The sequence below is a fragment of the Micromonospora sp. NBC_00362 genome (genome assembly GCF_026342155.1).
GTDB lineage: Bacteria > Actinomycetota > Actinomycetes > Mycobacteriales > Micromonosporaceae > Micromonospora > Micromonospora hortensis.
In genome coordinates this window covers 5,509,795-5,530,900 of sequence record NZ_JAPENH010000001.1, presented here as the reverse complement: position 1 = coordinate 5,530,900, position 21,106 = coordinate 5,509,795, and the positions used below count along the sequence as shown (strand labels likewise).

18 protein-coding genes are annotated in these 21,106 nt (G+C 69.9%); 10 read left to right on the top strand and 8 right to left on the bottom strand.

All coding sequences use genetic code 11. The features are described 5' to 3' along the window. The first annotated feature begins 4 nt into the window (after positions 1 to 4). The 4 genes from OG992_RS25510 to OG992_RS25495 all read left to right on the top strand — a co-directional run bounded on the left by OG992_RS25510 (position 5) and on the right by OG992_RS25495 (position 4,520). Positions 5 to 2,149, top strand: coding sequence for a prolyl oligopeptidase family serine peptidase (locus tag OG992_RS25510; protein ID WP_266304469.1), 2,145 nt, complete (start codon positions 5 to 7; stop codon positions 2,147 to 2,149). Between the two features lie 128 nt (positions 2,150 to 2,277). Further along, entirely contained in the window at positions 2,278 to 3,198 is a 921-nt protein-coding gene (locus OG992_RS25505; RefSeq protein WP_238686724.1) for an alpha/beta fold hydrolase, read from the top strand. Positions 3,199 to 3,331: 133 nt separating this feature from the next. Further along, positions 3,332 to 3,460, top strand: coding sequence for a hypothetical protein (locus OG992_RS25500; RefSeq protein WP_266304468.1), 129 nt, complete (start codon positions 3,332 to 3,334; stop codon positions 3,458 to 3,460). Between the two features lie 67 nt (positions 3,461 to 3,527). After that, positions 3,528 to 4,520 (top strand): MerR family transcriptional regulator, encoded by a 993-nt coding sequence (locus OG992_RS25495; RefSeq protein ID WP_238686723.1) that lies wholly within the window; start codon positions 3,528 to 3,530, stop codon positions 4,518 to 4,520. Positions 4,521 to 4,762: 242 nt separating this feature from the next. Here OG992_RS25495 and pip read toward each other — a convergent pair whose 3' ends face one another. From pip to OG992_RS25465, 6 genes are all read right to left on the bottom strand, one after another. Further along, complete coding sequence (gene pip, locus OG992_RS25490; protein ID WP_238686722.1) at positions 4,763 to 5,719, bottom strand: prolyl aminopeptidase; 957 nt, start codon at positions 5,717 to 5,719, stop codon at positions 4,763 to 4,765. Positions 5,720 to 5,781: 62 nt separating this feature from the next. Beyond that, positions 5,782 to 7,524, bottom strand: a complete 1,743-nt coding sequence (locus tag OG992_RS25485; RefSeq protein WP_238686721.1) for an ABC transporter substrate-binding protein — start codon at positions 7,522 to 7,524, stop codon at positions 5,782 to 5,784. Positions 7,525 to 7,680: 156 nt separating this feature from the next. After that, positions 7,681 to 8,667: an ABC transporter permease gene (locus OG992_RS25480; protein ID WP_238686720.1), complete on the bottom strand. Its 987-nt coding sequence runs from the start codon at positions 8,665 to 8,667 to the stop codon at positions 7,681 to 7,683. An 11-nt stretch (positions 8,668 to 8,678) separates the two neighbouring features. After that, positions 8,679 to 9,686, bottom strand: coding sequence for an ABC transporter permease (locus tag OG992_RS25475; RefSeq protein ID WP_266304467.1), 1,008 nt, complete (start codon positions 9,684 to 9,686; stop codon positions 8,679 to 8,681). Beyond that, a complete protein-coding gene (locus OG992_RS25470; protein ID WP_266304466.1) occupies positions 9,683 to 10,744 on the bottom strand; it encodes an ABC transporter ATP-binding protein in 1,062 nt (353 codons plus the stop codon). Before OG992_RS25470 ends, OG992_RS25475 begins: the two co-directional genes overlap by 4 nt. Positions 10,745 to 10,799: 55 nt before the next feature. Beyond that, positions 10,800 to 11,864: an ABC transporter ATP-binding protein gene (locus OG992_RS25465; RefSeq protein ID WP_266305274.1), complete on the bottom strand. Its 1,065-nt coding sequence runs from the start codon at positions 11,862 to 11,864 to the stop codon at positions 10,800 to 10,802. Between the two features lie 568 nt (positions 11,865 to 12,432). Here OG992_RS25465 and OG992_RS25460 point away from each other — a divergent pair. The 5 genes from OG992_RS25460 (at position 12,433) to OG992_RS25440 (ending at position 19,450) form a co-directional block, all read left to right on the top strand. Continuing rightward, positions 12,433 to 13,869, top strand: a complete 1,437-nt coding sequence (locus tag OG992_RS25460) for a TldD/PmbA family protein (protein ID WP_266304465.1) — start codon at positions 12,433 to 12,435, stop codon at positions 13,867 to 13,869. Positions 13,870 to 14,013: 144 nt separating this feature from the next. Next, positions 14,014 to 15,396: a TldD/PmbA family protein gene (locus tag OG992_RS25455; protein WP_266305273.1), complete on the top strand. Its 1,383-nt coding sequence runs from the start codon at positions 14,014 to 14,016 to the stop codon at positions 15,394 to 15,396. Between the two features lie 245 nt (positions 15,397 to 15,641). Continuing rightward, complete coding sequence (locus tag OG992_RS25450) at positions 15,642 to 16,448, top strand: hypothetical protein (protein WP_112583731.1); 807 nt, start codon at positions 15,642 to 15,644, stop codon at positions 16,446 to 16,448. A gap of 12 nt (positions 16,449 to 16,460) precedes the next feature. Next, on the top strand, positions 16,461 to 18,389 hold the full coding sequence (locus tag OG992_RS25445; RefSeq protein ID WP_238687709.1) for a fumarate reductase/succinate dehydrogenase flavoprotein subunit: 1,929 nt from the start codon (positions 16,461 to 16,463) through the stop codon (positions 18,387 to 18,389). Next, positions 18,386 to 19,450 carry a succinate dehydrogenase/fumarate reductase iron-sulfur subunit gene (locus tag OG992_RS25440; protein ID WP_238687710.1) on the top strand — a complete coding sequence of 355 codons (1,065 nt, stop codon included), beginning with the start codon at positions 18,386 to 18,388 and terminating at the stop codon, positions 19,448 to 19,450. Before OG992_RS25445 ends, OG992_RS25440 begins: the two co-directional genes overlap by 4 nt. 160 nt (positions 19,451 to 19,610) lie before the next feature. Here the strand turns inward: OG992_RS25440 and OG992_RS25435 are convergent, their stop codons facing one another. Then, positions 19,611 to 20,054: a (deoxy)nucleoside triphosphate pyrophosphohydrolase gene (locus OG992_RS25435; protein ID WP_238687711.1), complete on the bottom strand. Its 444-nt coding sequence runs from the start codon at positions 20,052 to 20,054 to the stop codon at positions 19,611 to 19,613. 183 nt (positions 20,055 to 20,237) lie between these two features. Here OG992_RS25435 and OG992_RS25430 point away from each other — a divergent pair, with 183 nt between their 5' ends. Beyond that, positions 20,238 to 20,546, top strand: coding sequence for a 4a-hydroxytetrahydrobiopterin dehydratase (locus tag OG992_RS25430; protein ID WP_238687712.1), 309 nt, complete (start codon positions 20,238 to 20,240; stop codon positions 20,544 to 20,546). Here OG992_RS25430 and OG992_RS25425 read toward each other — a convergent pair. Continuing rightward, complete coding sequence (locus OG992_RS25425; RefSeq protein WP_266304464.1) at positions 20,533 to 20,997, bottom strand: VOC family protein; 465 nt, start codon at positions 20,995 to 20,997, stop codon at positions 20,533 to 20,535. The two genes, OG992_RS25430 and OG992_RS25425, sit on opposite strands and share 14 nt — an antisense overlap. Positions 20,998 to 21,106 lie beyond the last annotated feature (109 nt).

The following is a 21,106-nucleotide window of genomic DNA, read 5'->3' as shown; positions in this document are numbered from 1 at the left end:
GGCTGTGGACTTTCCGGAGCTGGCCGCCCGCACCCGCCGGTTCAGCCACGGCGCGCCGCGCGCTGTCTCGGTGGCTGAGGACGGCTCCCGGGTGATCTTTCTGCGCTCCGCCGGCCCCGAGGATCCGGCGGACGCGCTCTGGCTGTTGGACGTGGCCACCGGCGAGGAGCGGCTGGTCGCCGACCCGGCCACCCTGCTCGGCGAGGGCGGGGATGTCCGCTCCCTCTCCGCCGGTGAACGCGCGCTCCGCGAGCGGCTGCGGCTCAGTGCCGCCGGCATCGGCTCGTACGCGCTGGACGCGGCCGGCCGGGTTGCGGTGTTCGCGCTGGCCGGGCGGTTGTTCCGGGCCGATCTGGTGCACGGCGACGTGGTGGAGGTCGCGGCCGTCGGCCCGGTGTTGGACCCTCGTCCGGACCCGACCGGGCAGCGGCTGGCGTACGTGACGGACGCGGCCGAGGGCGTGCGCCGGGGTGAGCTACGGGTGATCGACCCCGACGGCACCGACACCCTGCTGGCCGGCGAGGACGCCGGCGTGAGCTGGGGGTTGGCCGAGCACATCGCGGCGGAGGAGTTCGGCCGGTTCCGGGGGTACTGGTGGGCGCCCGACGGCCGGTCGGTGCTCGCCGCCCGGGTCGACGAGTCCCGCCTGGAGCGGTGGCACCTGCACGACCCGGCCGAGCCGGCGAGCCCCCCGACCGCCGTCGCGTACCCCCGGGCCGGCGGCCCCAACGCGGAGGTCAGCCTGCACCTGCTGGACCTGGACGACGGCTGGGTCGACGTGCACTGGGACCGGGAGACCTACCCGTACCTGACCGGGGTCAGCTGGGGTGAGGGCAGTCCGTTGATCACCGTGCTGCGCCGCTCGCAGCAGCACGGGCTGGTGCTGGCGGTGGACCCGCGCACGGGTGAGACGCAGGTGCACGCCGAGCTGGCCGATCCACGCTGGGTCGAGCCGATCGCCGGCACCCCCGCCCACCTGCCGGACGGCCGGGTGCTGGTCGGCGGGGAGTTGGCCCACGACGGGTACGACGCCCGGTGCCTCTTCGCGGACGGCACCCTGCTCACCCCGCCGTCGCTGTACGTACGACGGGTGGTGGGTCGGCTTCCGGCCGCCACCGGCCCGGCCGACCTGCTGGTGGAGGCGAGCGACGGCGAGCCGAGCGAACGGCACCTGTTCCGGGTCCGCACCACCATCGGTGGTGGGGTGGACGCGCGCCGGCTCACCACCGATTCCGGCTGGTACACCGCCGCGGTGGGCGGGGACGTGCTGGCCGTCGGCGTCGCGTCGCTGGACCACGCCGGAGTGCGCTGGACGGTGCGCCGCGGCGATCAGGAGATCGCCGCGCTGCGCTCGTTCGCCGCCACCCCGCCGTACTCTCCGCTGCCACTGCTGGAACGGGTGACCGACCGGCGGCTGCCGGCGGCGGTGCTCTACCCCGACAACCACGTGACGGGTCGGCGGCTGCCGGTGCTGCTGGACATCTACGGCGGCCCGGGGCACCAGGAGGTCGTGGCGGCGCGGGCCGCGTGGCTGGAGCGGCAGTGGTGGGCCGACGCCGGGTTCGCTGTGGTCACCATCGACAACCGGGGTACGCCGGGCGTGGCGCCGTCGTTCGAGAAGGCGATCCACCGGCGGGTCGCCGACGTGATCCTGACCGACCAGATCGACGCGCTCACCGCGCTCGCCGGCAAGCACCCGGACCTGGACCTGGGGCGGGTCGGGGTGCGCGGTTGGTCGTTCGGCGGGTGGCTGGCCGGCTTGGCGGTGCTGCGCCACCCGGAGCTGTTCCGGTGCGGGATCGCCGGTGCCCCGGTGACCGACTGGGCGCTGTACGACACCGCGTACACCGAGCGTTATCTGGGGTTGCCGGAGGACGGCCAGGACATCTACGCGCACCACTCGCTCGTCGAGTTGGCCGCCGAGCCGGTCACCAGCCCGGACCAGGCCCGGCCGTTGCTGCTGGTGCACGGCATGGCGGACGACAACGTGGTGGCCGCACACACGCTCCGGCTCTCCGCTGCCCTGCTGAGCACCGGCCGGCCGCACGCCGTGCTGCCGCTGACCGGGGCCACCCACATGGCCGCGAACGGCACCGCCGAGCGGCTACTCCCCCTGGAGCTCGACTTCCTCCGTACCCACCTGCTGTAAGCGGCATTCGATAAGTGGGTTCGGCACACCGAGCCCCCTGCCGAATGCCATGCTGGCCGAAGCGGCACCCGGCGGCGTGGGTTACCCCGGCGATACACCGCTTTCCCTTGTGCCGAAAGGACTCCAGGATGGTTGGCATCGCGCAGAAACCCTCGGTCGCCGCCGTCCAGGAAGGCGAACTTCCGGTCACGCACTTCCGCACGGCGACAGTGAACGGGATCGACATCTTCTACCGCGAAGCCGGACCGGCCGACGGGCCCGCAGTCCTGCTCCTGCACGGATTCCCCACGTCGTCCGCGCAGTTCCGGCACCTGATCCCCCTGCTCGCGGACCGCTACCGGGTGATCGCGCCGGACTTCCCGGGTTTCGGCCACAGCGCCAGCCCGGACCGGTCGACGTTCGACTACACGTTCGCCAACTTCGCCGACCTGATGGACGGCCTGCTCAGCCAGCTCGGCGTGGATCAGTACGCGCTCTACTGCTTCGACTACGGGGCACCGACCGGTTTCCGGATGGCTCTCAAGGGGCCGGAGCGGATCAGCGCGCTCATCGTGCAGAACGGCAACGCGTACGAAGAGGGCCTGAGCCCGTTCTGGGATCCGATCAAGGCCTACTGGGCGGAGAAGACCGACGAGCACCGCCAGGCCATCGCGTTCATCCTCAAGCCCGAAACGGTGAAGTTGCAGTACACGCAGGGGGTGCAGGACCTCACCCGGCTCGACCCCGACATGTGGATCCACGACGACGCGCAGCTCGCCCGCCCCGGCAACGCGGACATTCAACTGGATCTGTTCTACGACTACGGCAGCAACGTCACGTTGTACCCGGAATTCCACGCCTTCTTCCGCGACCACCAGCCACCGACGCTGATCATCTGGGGCCAGAACGACTCCATCTTCCCGCCCGATGGTGCCCACCCCTATCGGCGCGACCTGCCGTCGGCCGAGTTTCATCTGCTCGACACCGGCCACTTCCTGCTGGAAGACAAGCTCGACGTGGCTGCGCCGATGATCCACGATTTCCTGGACCGCTCCATCGGCCGTTCCTGACCGCAAACACCGCTCGGCCAGTCCGCCCGCACCCCGCGCCCCGCACTCTCACACCCCGCGCCCCCAAGATCGCGCTCGATCCAGGATCTAGTGGTATCCCGGCGCAAGGTGGCCACTCGATCCAGGATCGAGCGTGACCTTGGCGCGATCCCGCCTCACGATGCCGTTCCGCCACACCCGAATACGGCCCGAGCGCAACAAGGCCGCCCACGAGCGGCTGGCCCGAGGCGGCGTGCGCGGCGGCGTGGTGATCGTCCCCTGATCCGCCGCCGCGAAAGCTCGATGAGGGGCTTGTATCTCAAGCCGCTCGAGATCGCATAGTGGGTGCCGTGGACAGAGACGAGCTGTACGCCATCGGAGATGTCGCCCGGCGGACCGGCCTGAGCGTCAGCGCCGTCCGGTACTACGCGGACGCCGGTGTCGTCACGCCGGCCGCCAGCACCCCGGCCGGCCACCGCCTGTACGACGTGTCGGCCATTGCCCGGCTGGAACTGGTCCGGACGTTACGGGAACTCGACGCCGGCCTGGACGAGATCCGGCGGGTGCTGGCCGGCGAGGCGACGCTGCGCGAGCTGGCCGCCACCCACCTGGCAGTGCTGGAACGGCAGGAGGCACGGCTGCGCAGCCGGCGCGCGGTGCTGTCGGCCATCCTGCGGCAGGACTCCACTGCCGAGCAGGTCACGCTGATGCACAGACTGGTCGGCCTGTCGGACGAGGAACGCGACCGGCTGATCGACGAGTTCTGGACCGAGGTGTCCGCCGGCTGGGAGCCGCCGGAGCGGATGGTCGAGTGGTGGCGGGCGGCCCGACCGGAGCTGCCCGACCATCCCACAGCAGCCCAGTTGGAGGCGTGGATCGAGCTGGCCGAGCTGGTCCGGGACACCGAGGTCCGGCAGGCCGTACGCCGTGAGCTGCACGAGGCGTGCACCACCGGGGCCGGGCCGCTGATGACCTCGTCGCCGATGCTGGACGCCCTGGAGGAGGGCGCGGCGATCGGTCAGCCGGTGATGGACGCGGCGCGCGAGCAGGTGCCGCCGGGCTCGCCCCGGGGCCGGGAGATCGCCGACCAGTGGATCGGGTGGCTGACCGGCATCTTCGCGACGCCGGACAGCCCCGGGATCCCGGACACGCCCGAGTTCCGGATCCAGGCGGCCGACCAGATGCGCAAGGGCGCGGAGTGGGACCGCACGCCGCCGGAGCAGGAGGGACCGTTCGACAGGTACATGGAGTTGGTAAGCACGGTGAACGACGCGCCGCCGGAACGGTTCCCGTACGAGTGGCTGGCCGACGCGCTGCGCGCGTCCGCCGTACCGGCGTCCTGATCGCCGATCCGCGACCCGGCACGTATGTCCGTGCCGCCGCCAGCGCCGAGGCTGGAACGCATGACAACGTGGTGGATCTCGACGGGGTGCGCGATGAGCCTCACCGGGAGCGCACCCTCCAGCGTGCGCCTCGGCTGGCACCCATGTCGATGTGCTGTTGAGCCGTATACCTCAGAGGTATGAATATGACTTTGAGGTATACCGCTCAACACCGAATCCGCCCGGACGGAGGTGACGGACGGTCACCGCCGGCCCTCGAGGAACTGGGTGGTGGCTTCGATGAGCAGACTGCGGGTGCCAGGTTCGGAGCCGCTGTGGCCCGCGTCCTCCACGATGTGGAACTTCGCCTCAGGCCAGACCCGATGCAGGTCCCAGGCTTGGCTCGGCGGCGTCTTGATGTCGTAACGGCCGTTCACGATGACCGTCGGGATGTGTCGAATGCGGTCGACGCCCGCCAGGAGACCTTCCGGCGGGAGGAAGCCGCCGTTGCTGATGTAGTGGTGTGTGATGCGGGCGAACGCCAGCAGGCTGGTGTCGTCGATGGCGGGCGGCGTCATCGGCAGCAGGGTGTTGGCCGAGAGCTCCCAGCCCATCCAGGCGCGAGCCGCCGGGCCGTGGACCGCGGGGTCGGGGTCGGAGATGCGGCGGCCATAGGCGCCGACTAGGTCGTCCTGTTCCGTCACGGGGATCGCAGCACGAAACGCCGCCCACTCGGCGGGGAACAGGTGCGCCGCGCCCGCCGGGGTGAAGGCCCATGCCTCGTCTGACCTGCGAACCAGCCACACGCCACGAAGCACGAGTTCGGTGACCCGTTTGGGATGGGCCTGCGCGTAGGCCAGGCCGAGGGTGCTGCCCCAACTGCCGCCGAAGACGAGCCAACGCTCGATCCCCAGGTGATCGCGTAGCCGCTCGATGTCCGCCACCAGGTGCGGGGTGGTGTTGTGTTCCAGTGACGTCTTCGGGTCGCCCGCGAAGGGCCGGCTGCGACCGCAGTTTCGCTGGTCGAACAGCACGATCCGGTAGCCGGACGGGTCGAAGTACCGCCGATTGTCCGGGAGCAGGCCACCGCCGGGGCCGCCGTGCAGGAACACAGCGGGTTTGCCGCCGGGGTTCCCGCACAGTTCCCAGTAGAGCTCATTACCGTGGCCGACGCTGAGCATCCCGGAGTCGTACGGCTCGATGGGCGGATACCAGTCCATGACAGAAGGGTCCCCTCCCGACGGCGCTGTCGGGAGGGGACCCTCCTGGTCTGCGGTGTGACTTACGGCTTGACGTGCGCGTTCACGAACGACGGGTAGCCGAAGACGCTGGAGATGAACACCCCGCCCGCCTTGGACCCGTGCACGTTGTAGGCCACGTCGACGAAGAGCGGCACCACCGGCGCGTGCTCCTTCATGATCCGCTCGTCGAGCTTGGCCCACTCCGGGCCCTGCTCGGCTGCGGGAAGCGCCGAGATGCGATCCATCTCGGTGTTGATCGCCGGGTCGTTGAAGTAGGCCTGGTTGCTGTTGCCCTCGGCCTTGATGGTGCGGCCGTCGTAGAGCACCGGCAGGATCGAGGCTCCGCTCGGCCAGTCAGCCGCCCAGTTGCCGATGTACAGGTCCCAGGGGTTGTTCTTCTTCTTGATCTCGTCGAGCTTCGCGTCGTCGGAGATGTTCCGCAGCGTGATCTTGAAGCCGGCCCGCTCCAGGTTGGCCTTGAGCTGGGCGCCCTGCTGCTGCTCGGTGGAGTTGTCGGCGACGCCGAGGACCAGCTCCGGAGTCTTTCCGCCGAGCAACTCCTTGGCCTTGTCGACGTTGCCGTTGGCGCCCGCCGGGTACGCGTCGTACGCCTTGTAGCCGATGGTGGCCGGCGGCATCAGCGTGGTCAGCGGCGCGGCGACGGTCTGCCCGCCCATCGCCTTGATGAAGCCCTCGCGGTCGATGGCGTAGTTGAGCGCCTGACGGACCTTCAGGTCGGTGACCCGCTGGTTGTTGATCACGAGCTGGTTGGCGCTCGGGGTCGGGGAGAGGATGCTGCGCGACTTGAGCGTGGCGTCCCCGGCCACCTTGGCGACCAGCGAGGCGGGCACTGTGTTGAAGGCGAGCGCGCTCTGGTCGGCGCCGTTGTCGGCGATCACCCGGTTGTTGGCGGCGTCCGCGGTCGGGCCGAAGCTCCAGACGAACTGGTCCGGGTACTGGTGCCGGACCGGGTCGGTGTTCGGGTCCCAGTTGGTGTTGCGGTCCAGGGTGATCTGCACGCCGACCTGGTTCTTGGCGACCTTGTACGGGCCGGACGAGAACGGCTGCTTGTCCAGGTCGACGCCGGTGTCCTTGTCGGCCGGCAGCGGCGCGGTGGTCGGCAGCGAGACCGCGAACGGCAGGTCACAGCGGGGCTTGGCGAACTCGAAGCGCAGCGTCTTGGCGTCCGGCGTGCTCAGACCGGGCGGCAGCGACGTCTTGTTCTTCTTGAAGTCCCACTTGGTGTCGAACTGTGGGGTGTCGGCCAGCCACTCCTGGATGTAGGTCGGGCCGCCGGACAGGTCCGGGTCGAAGGACCGGGCGATGCCGTACGCGATCTCCTTGGAGGTGATCGGTCGACCGTCCTCGAACTTCACCCCGTCCTTGACGGTGAATTCCCAGACCTTGCAGTCGTTGTTGACGTTCTTGCCCGGCGTCTCGGCCAGGTCGCCCACCAGCACCAGGCCACCCTTGCCGTCGTCCTTCCAGGTGGTCAGGTAGCGGGCGAAGAGCGGGTTGGCCATCAGACCGGCGAACGAGTACGTCCGCTGCGGGTCGAGGTGGGAGATCGGCGACTCCCGGATGATGGTGAAGGTGCCACCCTTCGCGGCGCCGCTCACCTCGGCCGCCGGCCCCTGCGAGTCCTTGGGGTCGGTAGCGATGACCCCGGTCTGCTGCCGTTCGGTGTCGACAGTGGTGCCCTCGCCCGTGTTCTTCGAGCACGCACCCAATGCCACAACCAGTGCGATCGCGCCGCCTGCGGCAACCGCCACGCGTGGTCTCATGAAGTACCCCCTCCACCCATGTGCCGTGCGATTTCGTCGGGGCGAGAACCGCCGACGTCCCGAGGATCGTAAGGAAGAAAACCTACGAGTTGTGTAACAGTTGTCGATAAATTTCGCCACAGCCCAGCGGCCGGTCACACGCTGGACCTTGACAGGTCAGCGCAGCCGCACCCGGGGGTCGATGGCCGCGTAGAGCAGGTCCACCAGCACGTTCGCCACCACCACGAAGACGGCGGCGATCAGCACTGTGGCCATGATTGTCGGCAGGTCGCCCGAGCGCACCGCGTCCACCGCCGTACGCCCCAACCCCTGGATGCCGAACGTCGTCTCGGTGATCACCGTCCCGCCCAGCGCCCCGCCCACGTCTAACCCGGCGATGGTCACCACCGGAGTGATCGCCGCGCGCAGCGCGTGTCGCCCGTAGACCTTGGGTTTGGCCAGGCCCTTGGCCCGCGCGGTCCGGACGAAGTCCTCCGACAACGTCTCCAACATCTGGGCCCGCGACAACCGGGCGTAGATGGCCGAGAAGAGGAAGGCCAGCGCCACCCAGGCGAGCACCAGCCCACTGGCCCACTTCGCCGGATTGTCGAAGAGGGACGTATAGCTCGGCACCGGCAGCAGCCGCAGGTTGTAGACGAACACCAGCAGCAGCACCGCACCCACGAAGTACAGCTGCAACGACGCGCCGGTCAGCGAGAAGCCGATCGCCAGCCGGTCCAGCCAGGTACCCCGACGCAGCGCGGACACCATGCCGAGCCCCACGCCGAGCAGCAACCAGAGGATGGCCGCCGGGATCACGATGCTCAGCGTCACCGGCAGCACCCGGGCGATGGTGTCCGAGACGGCCTCGTTGGTGACGTACGACCAGCCCAGGCAGGGCGCGTCGCACCGGCCACCCTGGGCGCTGCCCAGGTCCCGACCGGTCACGATGCCCTTCATGTAGCCGGCGTACTGGCTGATCAGCGGGTCGTTCAGGCCCAGGTCGTCGCGGACCCGCTCCAGCCGCTCCGGGTTGCAGTTCTTGGAGCAGATGCTGCTGACCGGGTCGCGCGGCAGGGCGAAGAACATCAGGAAGGTCAACACGCTCACCGCGAACAGGGTCAGCGTGGCGGAGAAGAGTCGCTTGAGCAGAAACCGCGCCATGATTTTGACCCCTACCGGGACGACTTCGGGTCGAGCGCGTCCCGCAACGCGTCGCCGAAGAGGTTGAAGGCGAACACCAGCGCGAAGATCGTGATGCCCGGGAAGAACACGTACGCCGGGTCGGTCTGGAGGAAGTCCAGACTGCGGTAGATCATTCGGCCGAAGCTGGGCGTCTCGTCGCTGAGGCCGACGCCGATGAACGACAGCGCCGCCTCGCTGGTGATGAATTGCGGCACCGCCAGGGAGAACGACACCAGGATCGGCGCCCAGATGTTCGGCAGCAGTTGCCGGAAGATGATGTGCCCCAGCCCGGCGCCACTGGCCTTGGCCGCCTCCACGAACTCCCGCTCGCGCAGAGCGATCACCTGCCCCCGGACCAGGCGGGCCGTGCTGGTCCAGCCGAAGATGGCGAAGACGGCGATCAGCACCCCCACCCCGAAGGCGGACGACACCTGCCCCCGCTCACCGTAGAAGCGCAGCGTGATGGTGGGTGTGAGCGCCAGCGCGATGATCAGGAATGGCATGGCCAGGGTCAGGTCGGTGATCCAGTTGATCACCGCGTCGAGCCAGCCGCCGAGGTAACCGGCGAGCGCGCCCAGCACGATCCCGATCGTCGCGGTGATCAGAGCCGCCGCGAACGCGATGAACAGCGAGGTCCGCAGCCCGTAGATCAGCCGGATGAAGATGTCCCGGCCCAGCCCCGGCTCCAGACCGAACCAGTGCTCGCCGCTGACCCCGCCGGCGTACCCCAGCGGCATGCCGAAGCCGTCCAGCATGTTCTGGAACTGCTCCCGCGGGCCGATCCCGTAGACCATCTCGATCAGCGGGGCAGCCAACCCCAACAACAGGAAGAACACCAGGAGTACGCCGCTGACCATCGCCGTCCGGTCGCGGCGCAGCCGCAGCCAGGCGAGCTGACCGGGTGAGCGTCCGACGACGCCCTTGGTCGCGGCTCCGCCCTCGTCGCCACCGGACTCGATCTCGGCCAGCGCCACACCCTCCACCGGGGACAGGCTCACGACGACACCTCCTCGACCGCCGCAGTCGACTCCGCCGATCCCGGACTCGTGCTGGCCGCTTCCCCTTCGGGGCCCGTGCTGGCCGCTTCCCCTTCGGGGAAGTGACACGCGGTGGCCTGCGAACCGCCGTCGCGCGGGATCAACGCGGGCTCCTCGGTGGCGCAGATGTCCTGCGCCTTCCAGCAGCGGGTACGGAACCGGCAGCCCGACGGCGGGTCCAACGGGGTGGGCACGTCACCGGTCAGCCGGATCCGCCCCGCCGGGCCGAGCTGGGTGACGTCCGGAATCGCCGAGAGCAACGCCCGGGTGTACGGGTGCTGCGGGCGCTCGTAGATGTCCGCCCGGTCGCCGATCTCCACGATCCGACCCAGGTACATGACAGCGACCCGCTGGCAGAAGTGCCGGACCACGGCCAGGTCGTGCGCGATGAACACGAAGGCCAGGCCAAGCTCCCGTTGCAGGTCGCGCAGCAGGTTGACGACCTGCGCCTGGATCGAGACGTCCAGCGCGCTCACCGGCTCGTCCGCGACGATCAGCTTCGGCCGCAGGGCCAACGCGCGGGCGATGCCGATGCGCTGACGCTGACCACCCGAGAACTCGTGCGGGTACCTGTTGTAGTGCTCCGGGTTCAGCCCGACCAGCTCCAGCAACTCCTGCACGCGGGCCTTGATCCCACCCGGCGGCTTGATCCCGTTGACCTGTAGCGGCATCGCCACGATCCGGCCCACAGTGTGCCGAGGGTTCAGCGAGGCGTACGGGTCCTGGAAGATGATCTGGAATTCCTGGCGCAGCGGGCGCAACTCCCGGCGGCCGGCGTGCGTGATGTCCCGCCCGTCGAACTCGATGCTGCCGCTCGTCGGCTCCAGCAGCCGCACCAGCATCCGACCGGTGGTGGTCTTGCCGCAGCCCGACTCCCCCACCAGGCCGAGCGTCTCGCCCGGGCGCACGTCGAAGTCGAGCCCGTCGACCGCTCGGACCAGGCCGGCGGCGCGCAGCCCCTGGCGTACCGGGAAGTGCTTGCTCAGGCCGCGTACCCGCAGCAGTGGTTCATCGGTCATCTCCACGGTCCTCCGTTCGGGACTGCGGTACTCCGCTGCGCTGCGTTCCTCGCCCTCACACAGCCACCCCCACTCGTGCGACGTCCTCGGCGTAGAACGTGGCGCGTTCCTCGGCGCTCAGGTGACAGGCGACGAGGTGGCCGGTCGAATCGCCCTCCCCCGCCGGGCGCAGCTCGGGCACCTCGGTGCGGGAGCGGCTGCCGGCGCGGTCCGCGTACCGGCAGCGGGGGTGGAACGCGCAGCCCGACGGCAGGTTGATCAGGCTGGGCGGGTTGCCGGGAATGGGCACCAGGTCCGCGTCCGCGTCGCCGTGCAGCGACGGCACGCTGGAGAGCAACCCCCAGGTGTACGGATGCTGCGGCGCCCGGAGCACCTGCTCGACGCTGCCCCGCTCGACGGCCCGCCCGCCGTACATGACCAGCACGTCATCGGCGACCTGGCCGACCACGCCAAGGTCGTGGGTGATCAGGATGATCGCGGAGTGGAACTCGGCCTGCAGGTCGGCGAGCAGGTCCAGGATCTGCGCCTGCACCGTGACGTCCAACGCGGTGGTCGGCTCGTCGGCGATCAGCAGCGCCGGGTCGTTGACCAGGGACATCGCGATCATCGCCCGCTGGCGCATGCCGCCGGAGAATTCGTGCGGGTACTGGTCGAAGCGGCGCGCCGGCTGCGGAATGCCGACCCGGTCCAGCATGTCGACCGCCCGCTGACGGGCCTCGCGCCGGTTGGCCTTCGGGTGGTGCACCCGGTACGCCTCGGCGATCTGCCGGCCCACCGTGTAGTACGGGTGCAGCGCCGACAGTGGATCCTGGAAGATCATCGCCATGTCCCGGCCACGCAGTCGGCGTACCTCATCGTCCGCGAGGCCGACCACCTGCCGGCCACCCACGGAGATCTCCCCGCTGACGGTGGTCCGTTTCGGGTCGTGGAGGCCGAGAATCGCCAGCGAGGTGACGCTCTTGCCGGAGCCGGACTCACCGACGATGCCCAGGGTGCGGCCCCGCTCGACGGCGAACGACACCCCGTCGACAGCGCGCACCACGCCGTCCTCGGTGTCGAACCGGACCCGCAGATCACGCACCCGCAGGTAGGCGTCCTGGTCGGAGCGCTGCGCCGGCACGGCGGGACGGTCGTCCGGGTCCCTGGACGGCGAGGGTTCCGAGCTGTCCACGGCCACCTCCCTCAGTGACGAAGAGAACTTACAGCAAAGTCCCGAGGGTGAAAATAAGCTACAAAGCCGGCACGTGTCAGCGGGCCCGAGCGTAACGAGTCGGCATCGGCGCCGCACCCCGTCACCTCGCCATCCACACCCATTCATGTCGCGCCCCGCACCCGCGCACCGCGCACCGCGCACCGCGCACCGCGCACCGCGCCAAGATCTCCGCAACTTCCCCGATGTTGCTGCCGCCGACACGCGAGGAGACAGCAACATCTCCGATATTGCGCGGATCTTGACGACGAACACCGCCCCCGCGAGTAGGAGTGGGGTTTGGTGCGCCCGCCGCCACCAAGGTCACGCTCGAACCAGGATCTAGTGGCATCGCCGACGCGCCGATACCACTACAACCAGGATGTTGCGCGATCTTGCGGTTCCGAAGCGGCGGGGCGACGGATCCGGTGCGGGGCACCATTCGACCGGACGATCTGCTGGCCTGACGGGTGTCGGTCGGCTGGCCTAGGGTCGGTCCATGACCGAGTTCGACGCGGCCACCGCCGCCGTCCAGGCCGCCCTCGACGCGGGCGCCCGGTACGCCGACGCCCGGGTGATGCACCGCCGCTACGAGTCGATGACCGCGCGCAACGGTGACGTGGAGGAGCTGACCCAGGACGAGAGCATCGGGCTCGGGGTCCGAGCGTTGGTCGGGGCGAGTTGGGGCTTCCACGCCGTACCCGATCTGTCGGACGCCGCCGCCCGCGACGCCGGCCGGCGCGCGACGCGGACCGCCATGGCGAGCGCGCGGGTGCCGGGCCCCTCGGTCGACCTGGTGCCAGTCCAGGCGGTCACCGCGAGTTGGACCTCCGGCTGCCAGATCGATCCACTCGGGGTGCCCCTGTCGGACAAGGGCGATCTGCTTGTCGACGCGACCCGGACAATGGCCGAGCACGGCGCTGACCTGGCCGAGGGCCTGTACCAGATCTGGGACACCGCGAAGTGGTTCGTCTCCAGCGAGGGCCACCGGATCGACCAGCGCATCCGCGAGTGCGGCGGCGGCATCTCGGCCACCTCGATCGGCGACGGCGAGACGCAGCGTCGCTCCTGGCCGAGCTACCGCGGCCAGTACGGCACCACGGGGTGGGAGCTCGTCGAGTCGCTGGATCTGGCCGCGCACGCCGCGCAGATCGCCGAGGAGTCCCGGGCGCTGCTCACCGCGCCGGTCTGCCCGGCCGGCGAGACGGATCTGATCCTCGGCGGCGAGCAGTTGGCCCTGCAGATTCACGAGTCGGTCGGGCACGCCATCGAACTGGACCGGATCCTCGGCTGGGAGGCGGCGTTCGCCGGCACGTCCTGGCTGGACCTGGCCCAACTCGGCTCGCTGCGGTACGGCTCGGAGCTGATGAACATCACCATCGACCCGACGATCCCGGGGGCGCTGGGCAGCTTCGGTTTCGACGACGAGGGCTCCCCGGCGGTCAAGCGGGACGCGGTCCGCGACGGTCGGTGGGTGGGTGTGCTCGCCGGCCGGGATTCCGCCGCCATGGCCAGCCTCGACTACGGCGGCAGCGTACGAGCCGACGGGTGGGCCCGCCTGCCGATGGTGCGGATGACGAACGTCGGCCTGGAACCCGGCCCACACACGCTGGAGGAGATCATCGCGGCCACCGACGACGGCGTGTTGATGGACCTCAACCGGTCCTGGTCGATCGACGACAAGCGGCTCAACTTCCAGTTCGGCTGCGAGGTCGGCTGGGAGATCAAGAAGGGGCGGCGGGGGCGGATGCTGCGCAACCCCACGTACACCGGGATCGGCCCGCTGTTCTGGCGTTCGATGGACATGCTCTCCAGCGAGACGGTCTCCTGGGGGACGCCCAACTGCGGCAAGGGCCAACCCGGCCAGGTCGGGCACACCGGCCACCCGGCCGCGCCGGCCCGTTTCCGCAACGTCCGTGTGGGGATCTCGGCGTGAGCGCGAGGAGTGAGCCGGGTTTGCGAGCCCCGCAGTCGCGAACGAAAGGCGGCGCAGCGTGAGCGCGAGGAGCGAGCCGGGCTTGCGAGCCCCGCAGTCGCGAACGAAAGGCGGCGCAGCGTGAGCGCGAGGAGCGAGGTCGAGCTGGCGGGGCAGGTCGTGGAGCTGGTTCGGCGTCTTGGCGGGCCGGCCGCGCAGGCCGAGGCGGTGGTGACGCGGGCGGACCTGGCGCTGACCCGGTTCGCCAACTCGGGCATCCACCAGAACGTCTCCGAGTCGACCGTCGGGGTCCGGCTGCGGGTGCACGTCGACGGACGGACGGCTGCCGGTGGCGGCAGCGTGGTCACCGCCGACGGGTTGTCCGCCCTGGTGGAGCGCACCCTGGCCGCGGCGCGGCTCTGCCCGCCCGACGCGGGTTGGCCGGGGCTGACCCCGCCCATGCCCACGCCGGCCGCCCCGCCCGTCGACGAGGCCACCGCGCACGCCGAGCCGGATCAGCGGGCCGATCGGGTGGGGGCGTTCGTGGCCGCCGCCGGGGGCCTCAGCACCGCCGGTTACTGCCGCACCGCGCACCGCTCGTCGGCGTTCGCCAACTCGGCCGGGCACTCGGCGTACGGGCGCTCGGTGGAGGCGGCGATGGACGGCATCGCCCGCCGCGATGGCGCGGACGGGGTGGCCCGGCGCAGCGCCGACCGGCTGTCCGACCTCGACGGCGCCGAGTTGGGCGCGCAGGCGGCCGCCAAGGCGCAGGCGGCGGCCGACCCGGTCGAGTTGCCGCCGGGGCACTACGAGGTGGTGTTCGAGCCGGCCGCCGTGGCGGACCTCCTGCAGAACCTGTCCTTCTACGGCTTCAACGGCAAGCGGTACGCCGAGCGGCAGTCGTTCGCCGAGCCGGGCGCCGCCCAGTTCGACCGGGCGGTGACAGTGGTGGACGACCCGCTGGGCGGGTCCGGGTTGCCCTTCGACGCGGAGGGCACCGGCCGACGGGCGCTGACGCTGGTCGAGGCGGGCACCACCCGCGCGGTGGCGCACGATCGCCGCACCGCCGCCGAGGCGGGCGTGGAGTCCACCGGGCACGCGGTCGCGGGCGGTGCCACCTGGGGCCCGATGCCGCGCAACCTGCGGCTCACCGGCGCGGTGGCGGGTCCGGCCAGTGCGGTGGGCCGGAGCACCACCGGCGCGGCGGCCGGGGCTGTCGTCGACGCGGACACCGCCGCGTTGGTGGCCGGCGTACGCCGAGGGCTGCTGGTCACCGACCTCTGGTACACCCGGGTGCTCGACCCGAAGAGCCTCGTCGTCACCGGGTTGACCCGCAACGGCGTCTGGCTGATCGAGGACGGCACTGTCGTCCGGGCGGTCCGTGACCTGCGGTTCACCGAGTCGTACCCGCGGGCGCTCGGGCCGGGGGCGGTGCTCGGGCTGGGGGCGCGAGCGGTGCGCCAACCGGACCGGGTGGACGGTGCCTGGTGGGCGGCGCCGTCGCTGCGGCTGGCGTCCTGGCACTTCACCGGAGGAGCCTCCGGCTGACGTTCTCGACCGGGGGCGCCAAACCGGCGCGTCGAGGGCTTTTCCGCAGGCCAGACACACGGACCACTCCCTTGCGCGGACGGCTCGCGGAGATCGGCGTAACGTGTGTCACTTAGCTGCGTCGGTCGATCCGGCGTGGTCGTTGGTGTGCGCATGACGTGGCAGCGGGTGCGGGTTCGCCGGTCCGCGTGCCGACCGGAGAGAGACCAGCCCGCCCGTACGGGCCCGTCGAGGAGACGACTCGAATGACTTCAACGGCAACGAGGCCGAGGGGGGCGCGGGCGCGCGCCGCCATCGCGGCGAAGACGTTGCGTACCGACCGATGGTGGTTCGCCCCGCTGATCACCGTGATCGGGCTCAGCGCCTGGGTCGCGTACGCGACCGTCCGGGTCTTCATGCACAAGTGGTACTGGGTGGACCAGTTCCACTACCTGACCCCGTTCTACTCCCCGTGCGTGACCGACCGGTGTGTCGAGGAAGCCTCGCACTTCGGCCGGTTCCTGCCCGGCTGGTGGATCATCCCGGACGCCGCGCTGACCCTGCCGTTCCTGCTGCTGTTCCGGCTCACCTGCTACTACTACCGCAAGGCGTACTACCGGTCGTTCTGGCTGTCGCCGCCGGCCTGCGCCGTCCCGGACGGGCACAAGGAGTACGGCGGTGAGACCCGTTTCCCGTTGCTCGGGCAGAACCTGCACCGCTACTTCTTCTACGCCGCCGCGATCATCTCGCTGATCAACACCTGGGACGCGATCCTCGCCTTCCACTCGCCGAAGGGCTTCGGCTTCGGGCTGGGCAACATCATCCTGCTGCTCAACGTGGTGATGCTCTGGGCGTACACGATTTCCTGCCACTCCTGCCGGCACATCATCGGCGGCCGGCTCAAGCACTTCTCCAAGCACCCGGTGCGGTACAAGGCCTGGACGTTCGTCTCGGCGTTGAACGTCCGGCACATGCAGCTCGCCTGGATCACCCTCGGCACCCTGGCGCTGGCCGATTTCTACATCATGGCGCTCGCGGCCGGCTGGTTCTCCGACCTGCGGTTCATCAACTAAAGGGCCCCTGACATGACCACAACCACTCGCATCGAACGACACCACTACGACGTCGTCGTCATCGGGGCCGGCGGCGCCGGTCTGCGCGCGGCGATCGAGGCCCGGCTGGCCGGCAAGAAGACCGCGATCATCTCCAAGTCGCTGTTCGGCAAGGCGCACACGGTGATGGCCGAGGGCGGCGCGGCCGCCGCGATGGGCAATGTGAACAGCCGGGACAACTGGCAGGTGCACTTCCGCGACACCATGCGCGGCGGCAAGTTCCTCAACAACTTCCGGATGGCCGAGCTGCACGCGAAGGAGTCGCCGCAGCGGATCTGGGAGCTGGAGACGTACGGTGCGCTCTTCGACCGCACCAAGGACGGCAAGATCTCGCAGCGCAACTTCGGTGGCCACGAGTACCCGCGCCTGGCGCACGTGGGCGACCGGACCGGCCTGGAGCTGATCCGCACCCTCCAGCAGAAGATCGTCTCGCTGCAGCAGGAGGACCAGCGGGAGTTCGGCTCGTATGACGCCCGGATCAGGGTGTTCTCCGAGACAACCATCACCGAGCTGCTGCTCGACGGTGACCGGGTGGCCGGCGCGTTCGGCTACTACCGCGAGTCGGGCGAGTTCATCCTCTTCGAGGCGCCGGCGGTCGTGCTGGCCACCGGCGGCGTCGGACGCTCCTACAAGGTCACCTCGAACTCCTGGGAGTACACCGGGGACGGGCACGCGTTGGCGCTGCGCGCCGGGGCGACGCTGATCAACATGGAGTTCCTCCAGTTCCACCCGACCGGCATGGTCTGGCCGCCCTCGGTGAAGGGCATCCTGGTCACCGAGTCGGTGCGTGGTGACGGTGGCGTCCTGAAGAACTCCGACGGCAAGCGGTTCATGTTCGACTACGTCCCCGACGTCTTCCGCAAGCAGTACGCGGAGACCGAGGAGGAGGCGGACCGCTGGTACACCGACCCGGACAACAACCGACGCCCGCCGGAGCTGCTGCCCCGCGACGAGGTGGCCCGCGCCATCAACAGCGAGGTCAAGGCCGGCCGGGGTTCCCCCGCCGGTGGCGTCTTCCTGGACATCGCGAGCCGACGTTCGGCCGACGAGATCCGCCGCCGGCTGCCGTCGATGTACCACCAGTTCAAGGAGCTGGCCGACGTCGACATCACGGCCGAGCCGATGGAGGTCGGGCCGACCTGCCACTACGTGATGGGCGGCGTCGAGGTCGACCCGGATTCGGGTGCCGCCTTCGGCCACGTACGCGGGCTGTTCGCCGCCGGCGAGGTGTCCGGTGGCATGCACGGCTCCAACCGACTCGGTGGTAACTCCCTGTCCGACCTGCTGGTCTTCGGCAAGCGGGCGGGCGGGCACGCGGCCAGCTACGCCGACGGGCTGACTGCCCGGCCGAAGGTGGCGGTGAACGAGGTCGAGGCGGCCGTGGAGACCGCCCTCGCGCCGCTGCAACGGGACACCGGCGAGAACCCGTACACCCTTCAGCAGGACCTCCAGGCGGTCATGGGTGACCTGGTGGGCATCATCCGCCGGGAGGGTGAGCTGGCCGACGCGCTGGTCCGGCTCGCCGAGCTGCGTGAGCGGGTGGCCAAGGTGAGCGCGGCCGGCGGCCGACGCTACAACCCGGGCTGGCACCTCGCGCTGGACCTGCGCAACATGCTGGTGGTCTCGGAGTGCACGGCGAAGGCGGCGCTGGAGCGGCAGGAGTCGCGCGGCGGGCACACCCGGGAGGACTACCCGGCGATGGAGCCGAAGTGGCGGCAGGTCAACCTGGTCTGCGCGCTGGACGGCGACACAGTGCAGCTGACCCGCAAGCCGCTGCCGAAGATGCGGCCGGAGCTGATCGGCCTCTTCGACCGGGCCGAGCTGGCCAAGTACCTCACCGACGAGGAGATCGCCGACTTCGACGCCCTCGTTGCCGACGCTGGAGAGGCGGACAACCGATGAGCGGGAAGCGTCAGTTCCGGATCTGGCGGGGCGACGAGAGCGGCGGTGACCTCCAGGACTACATGGTGGAGGTGAACGAGGGCGAGGTCGTCCTCGACGTCATCCACCGCCTGCAGGCCACCGACGCGCCCGACCTGGCCTGCCGGTGGAACTGCAAGGCCGGCAAGTGCGGCTCCTGCTCCATGGAGATCAACGGCAAGCCGCGGCTGGGTTGCATGACGCGGATGTCGACCTTCGGCGACGACGAGACCGTCACTGTCACCCCGCTGCGCACCTTCCCGATCATCCGGGACCTGGTCACCGACGTCTCGTTCAACTACGAGAAGGCTCGGGAGACCCCGGCGTTCGCTCCTCCGGCGGACGTGGCCCCGGGTGACTACCGGATGCAGCAGGTCGACGTGGAGCGCTCGCAGGAGTTCCGCAAGTGCATCGAGTGCTTCCTGTGCCAGACGGTCTGCCACGTGATCCGCGATCACGAGGAGAACAAGCAGGCGTTCTCCGGCCCGCGGTACTTCATCCGGGCGGCCGAGCTGGACATGCACCCGCTGGACGCCCGGACCGACCGCAAGGAGTACGCGCAGGCCGAACAGGGCCTCGGCTTCTGCAACATCACCAAGTGCTGTACCGAGGTCTGCCCCGAGCACATCAAGATCACTGACAACGGGATCATCCCCATGAAGGAACGGGTCGTCGACCGCAGGTACGATCCCCTTGTGTGGCTTGGTAGCAAGATCTTCCGTCGGGGCGAGACGCCCCAGACCAGCGTGACCACCGCCCGTCAGGGCTCGGCGACCCCGGGCTCCGCCCGGGGTGGGGTGCACTCGCACGCGGGTGGCTCCCACGATTCGCGGGCTGAGGCGCAGGCGCAGAGCGGCGTCAACTGGCACCGGGAGGTGCCCCACCCGACCGCTCCGGCGGTCGACGACCGGGGCAAGCTGCCGCTGACCGAACTCACCTTCGACCGGGCCGCCGCGCCGTCGCCGTTCGGCGACGACGTGACCTTCCCGCTGCCTCCGGAGCACCTCAACTTCGCCCACCCGGAGCAGGACAACAAGCACTAACCACCTGAACAGAGACGGGGGCCGTGGCGATAGCCACGGCCCCCGTCCCACGTCCGCCCCCGGCCCCCGGCCCCGACCCCCGGCCCCGACCCCCGGTCGCCCCCGTCGATCATGAAGTTATTGCCACGACACGCCGCCGGCGGTGGCAATAACTTCATGATCAACGTGAGGTGAGCAGGAGGGGGCGGAGGGCGGCCACGATGGGGGCGTCGGCGGGGAGCCAGGTGACCGAGTCCAACTCGTCGGCGGTGAGCCAGCGGAGCGCCTCGTGCTCCAGCGCCTGTGGCTGGTCGCCACCGAGCAGGCGGGCCGCGTACACCTTGAGCACCGAGCGGCCGTGCGCCATCCGTACGTTGCGGCCGACCCGGTCGCCGATCTCGACGCGTACGGCCAACTCCTCGGCGCACTCCCGGATCAACGCGTCGGTCTCGGCCTCCCCCGGCTCGACCTTTCCGCCCGGAAACTCCCACATGCCCGCTACCTCGGGTGGTGCGGAACGCGCACAGGCGAGCACTCGCCCATCCCGGATGATCGCCGCACCGACGATCACCTTCAGGTCCCGTCGTTCGGCCTGCCCGCCATCATTCGCCCGTTCGGTCCGCACGGGCGTCCAGGGTGCCAGATCAATCGGCGGTTTGGGTACCGTAGCCGTCCGCTAGGCCAATAAGACACGGAAGTGTGGGCGTGGACACCCCCTCCGAGCAGCGAGAGACTAGGAGCCACCGACAAGACACGGGATGGCGACGATTTGGCCACAAGCCGGCAACGGCGCTTGGGGGGTGCGGTGATGCGCGTGCTGTTCAGCAGCAGGGCCAAGCACGACTACCTTTCCGACGCGTTGACCTTGCTATCTGGTTGGACGCGCGAGGGCGAGCAGATCCGACGAACGCTCGTGATCGACGATACCCAACACGCCGCACTAACTGAACGGGTCAAGGTCGTCGCGGATGCGCTGCATCTGCGGCCCGAGATCAGCCGCCGGGCCGACAGCACCCAGATCCGGGTCGGGCACGGCAGCGGCGACCCGCTGACCGAGGGCGAGGTGTTGTTGGCCGCCCGCATCGAGGACGCCTACCGGGCGGTCACCGAGGCCTGACGACCGTCTCCGAATCCGATCCGGCGTCCTGCGGGTACCAGCGCAGCTCCACCGAGTTGCCGTCCGGGTCCCGCATGTAGATCGAGGTCGCCGAACCGCGCGCGCCGAACCGGCTGACCGGCCCGGTCAGCACCGTGAAGACCCCCGAATCGATCACCTGCGCCCAGTCCAGTGGTGCCACCACCAGGCAGAAGTGGTCCACGTTCGCGCCCTGCGGCTCACCGTGGACGAGGTCGATGATGCTGTCGGGGCTGATCCGCACCGACGGGAACGGGACGGTGCCCGCACGCCACTCGTCGACCCGCACCGGCGCCAGCCCGAGCCGGCCGCAGTAGAAGTCCAGGGACCGTTCCACGTCGGCGACGGTCAGCACCAGGTGGTCGAAACCGGTTACCCGCATCGCGCTCACGCCTCCTCCAGGCAGGTCGCTCAGGTAGTCGTCAACGCTCATGTCGGAGCCTTTCGCTTGGTTTTCGCTGGCCCATTCACGATCCTCGGACGAGGGGCGTCGACCAAGACCCGATGCCGCTACGATCGTTGCCCACAGGTCAACGATGGGA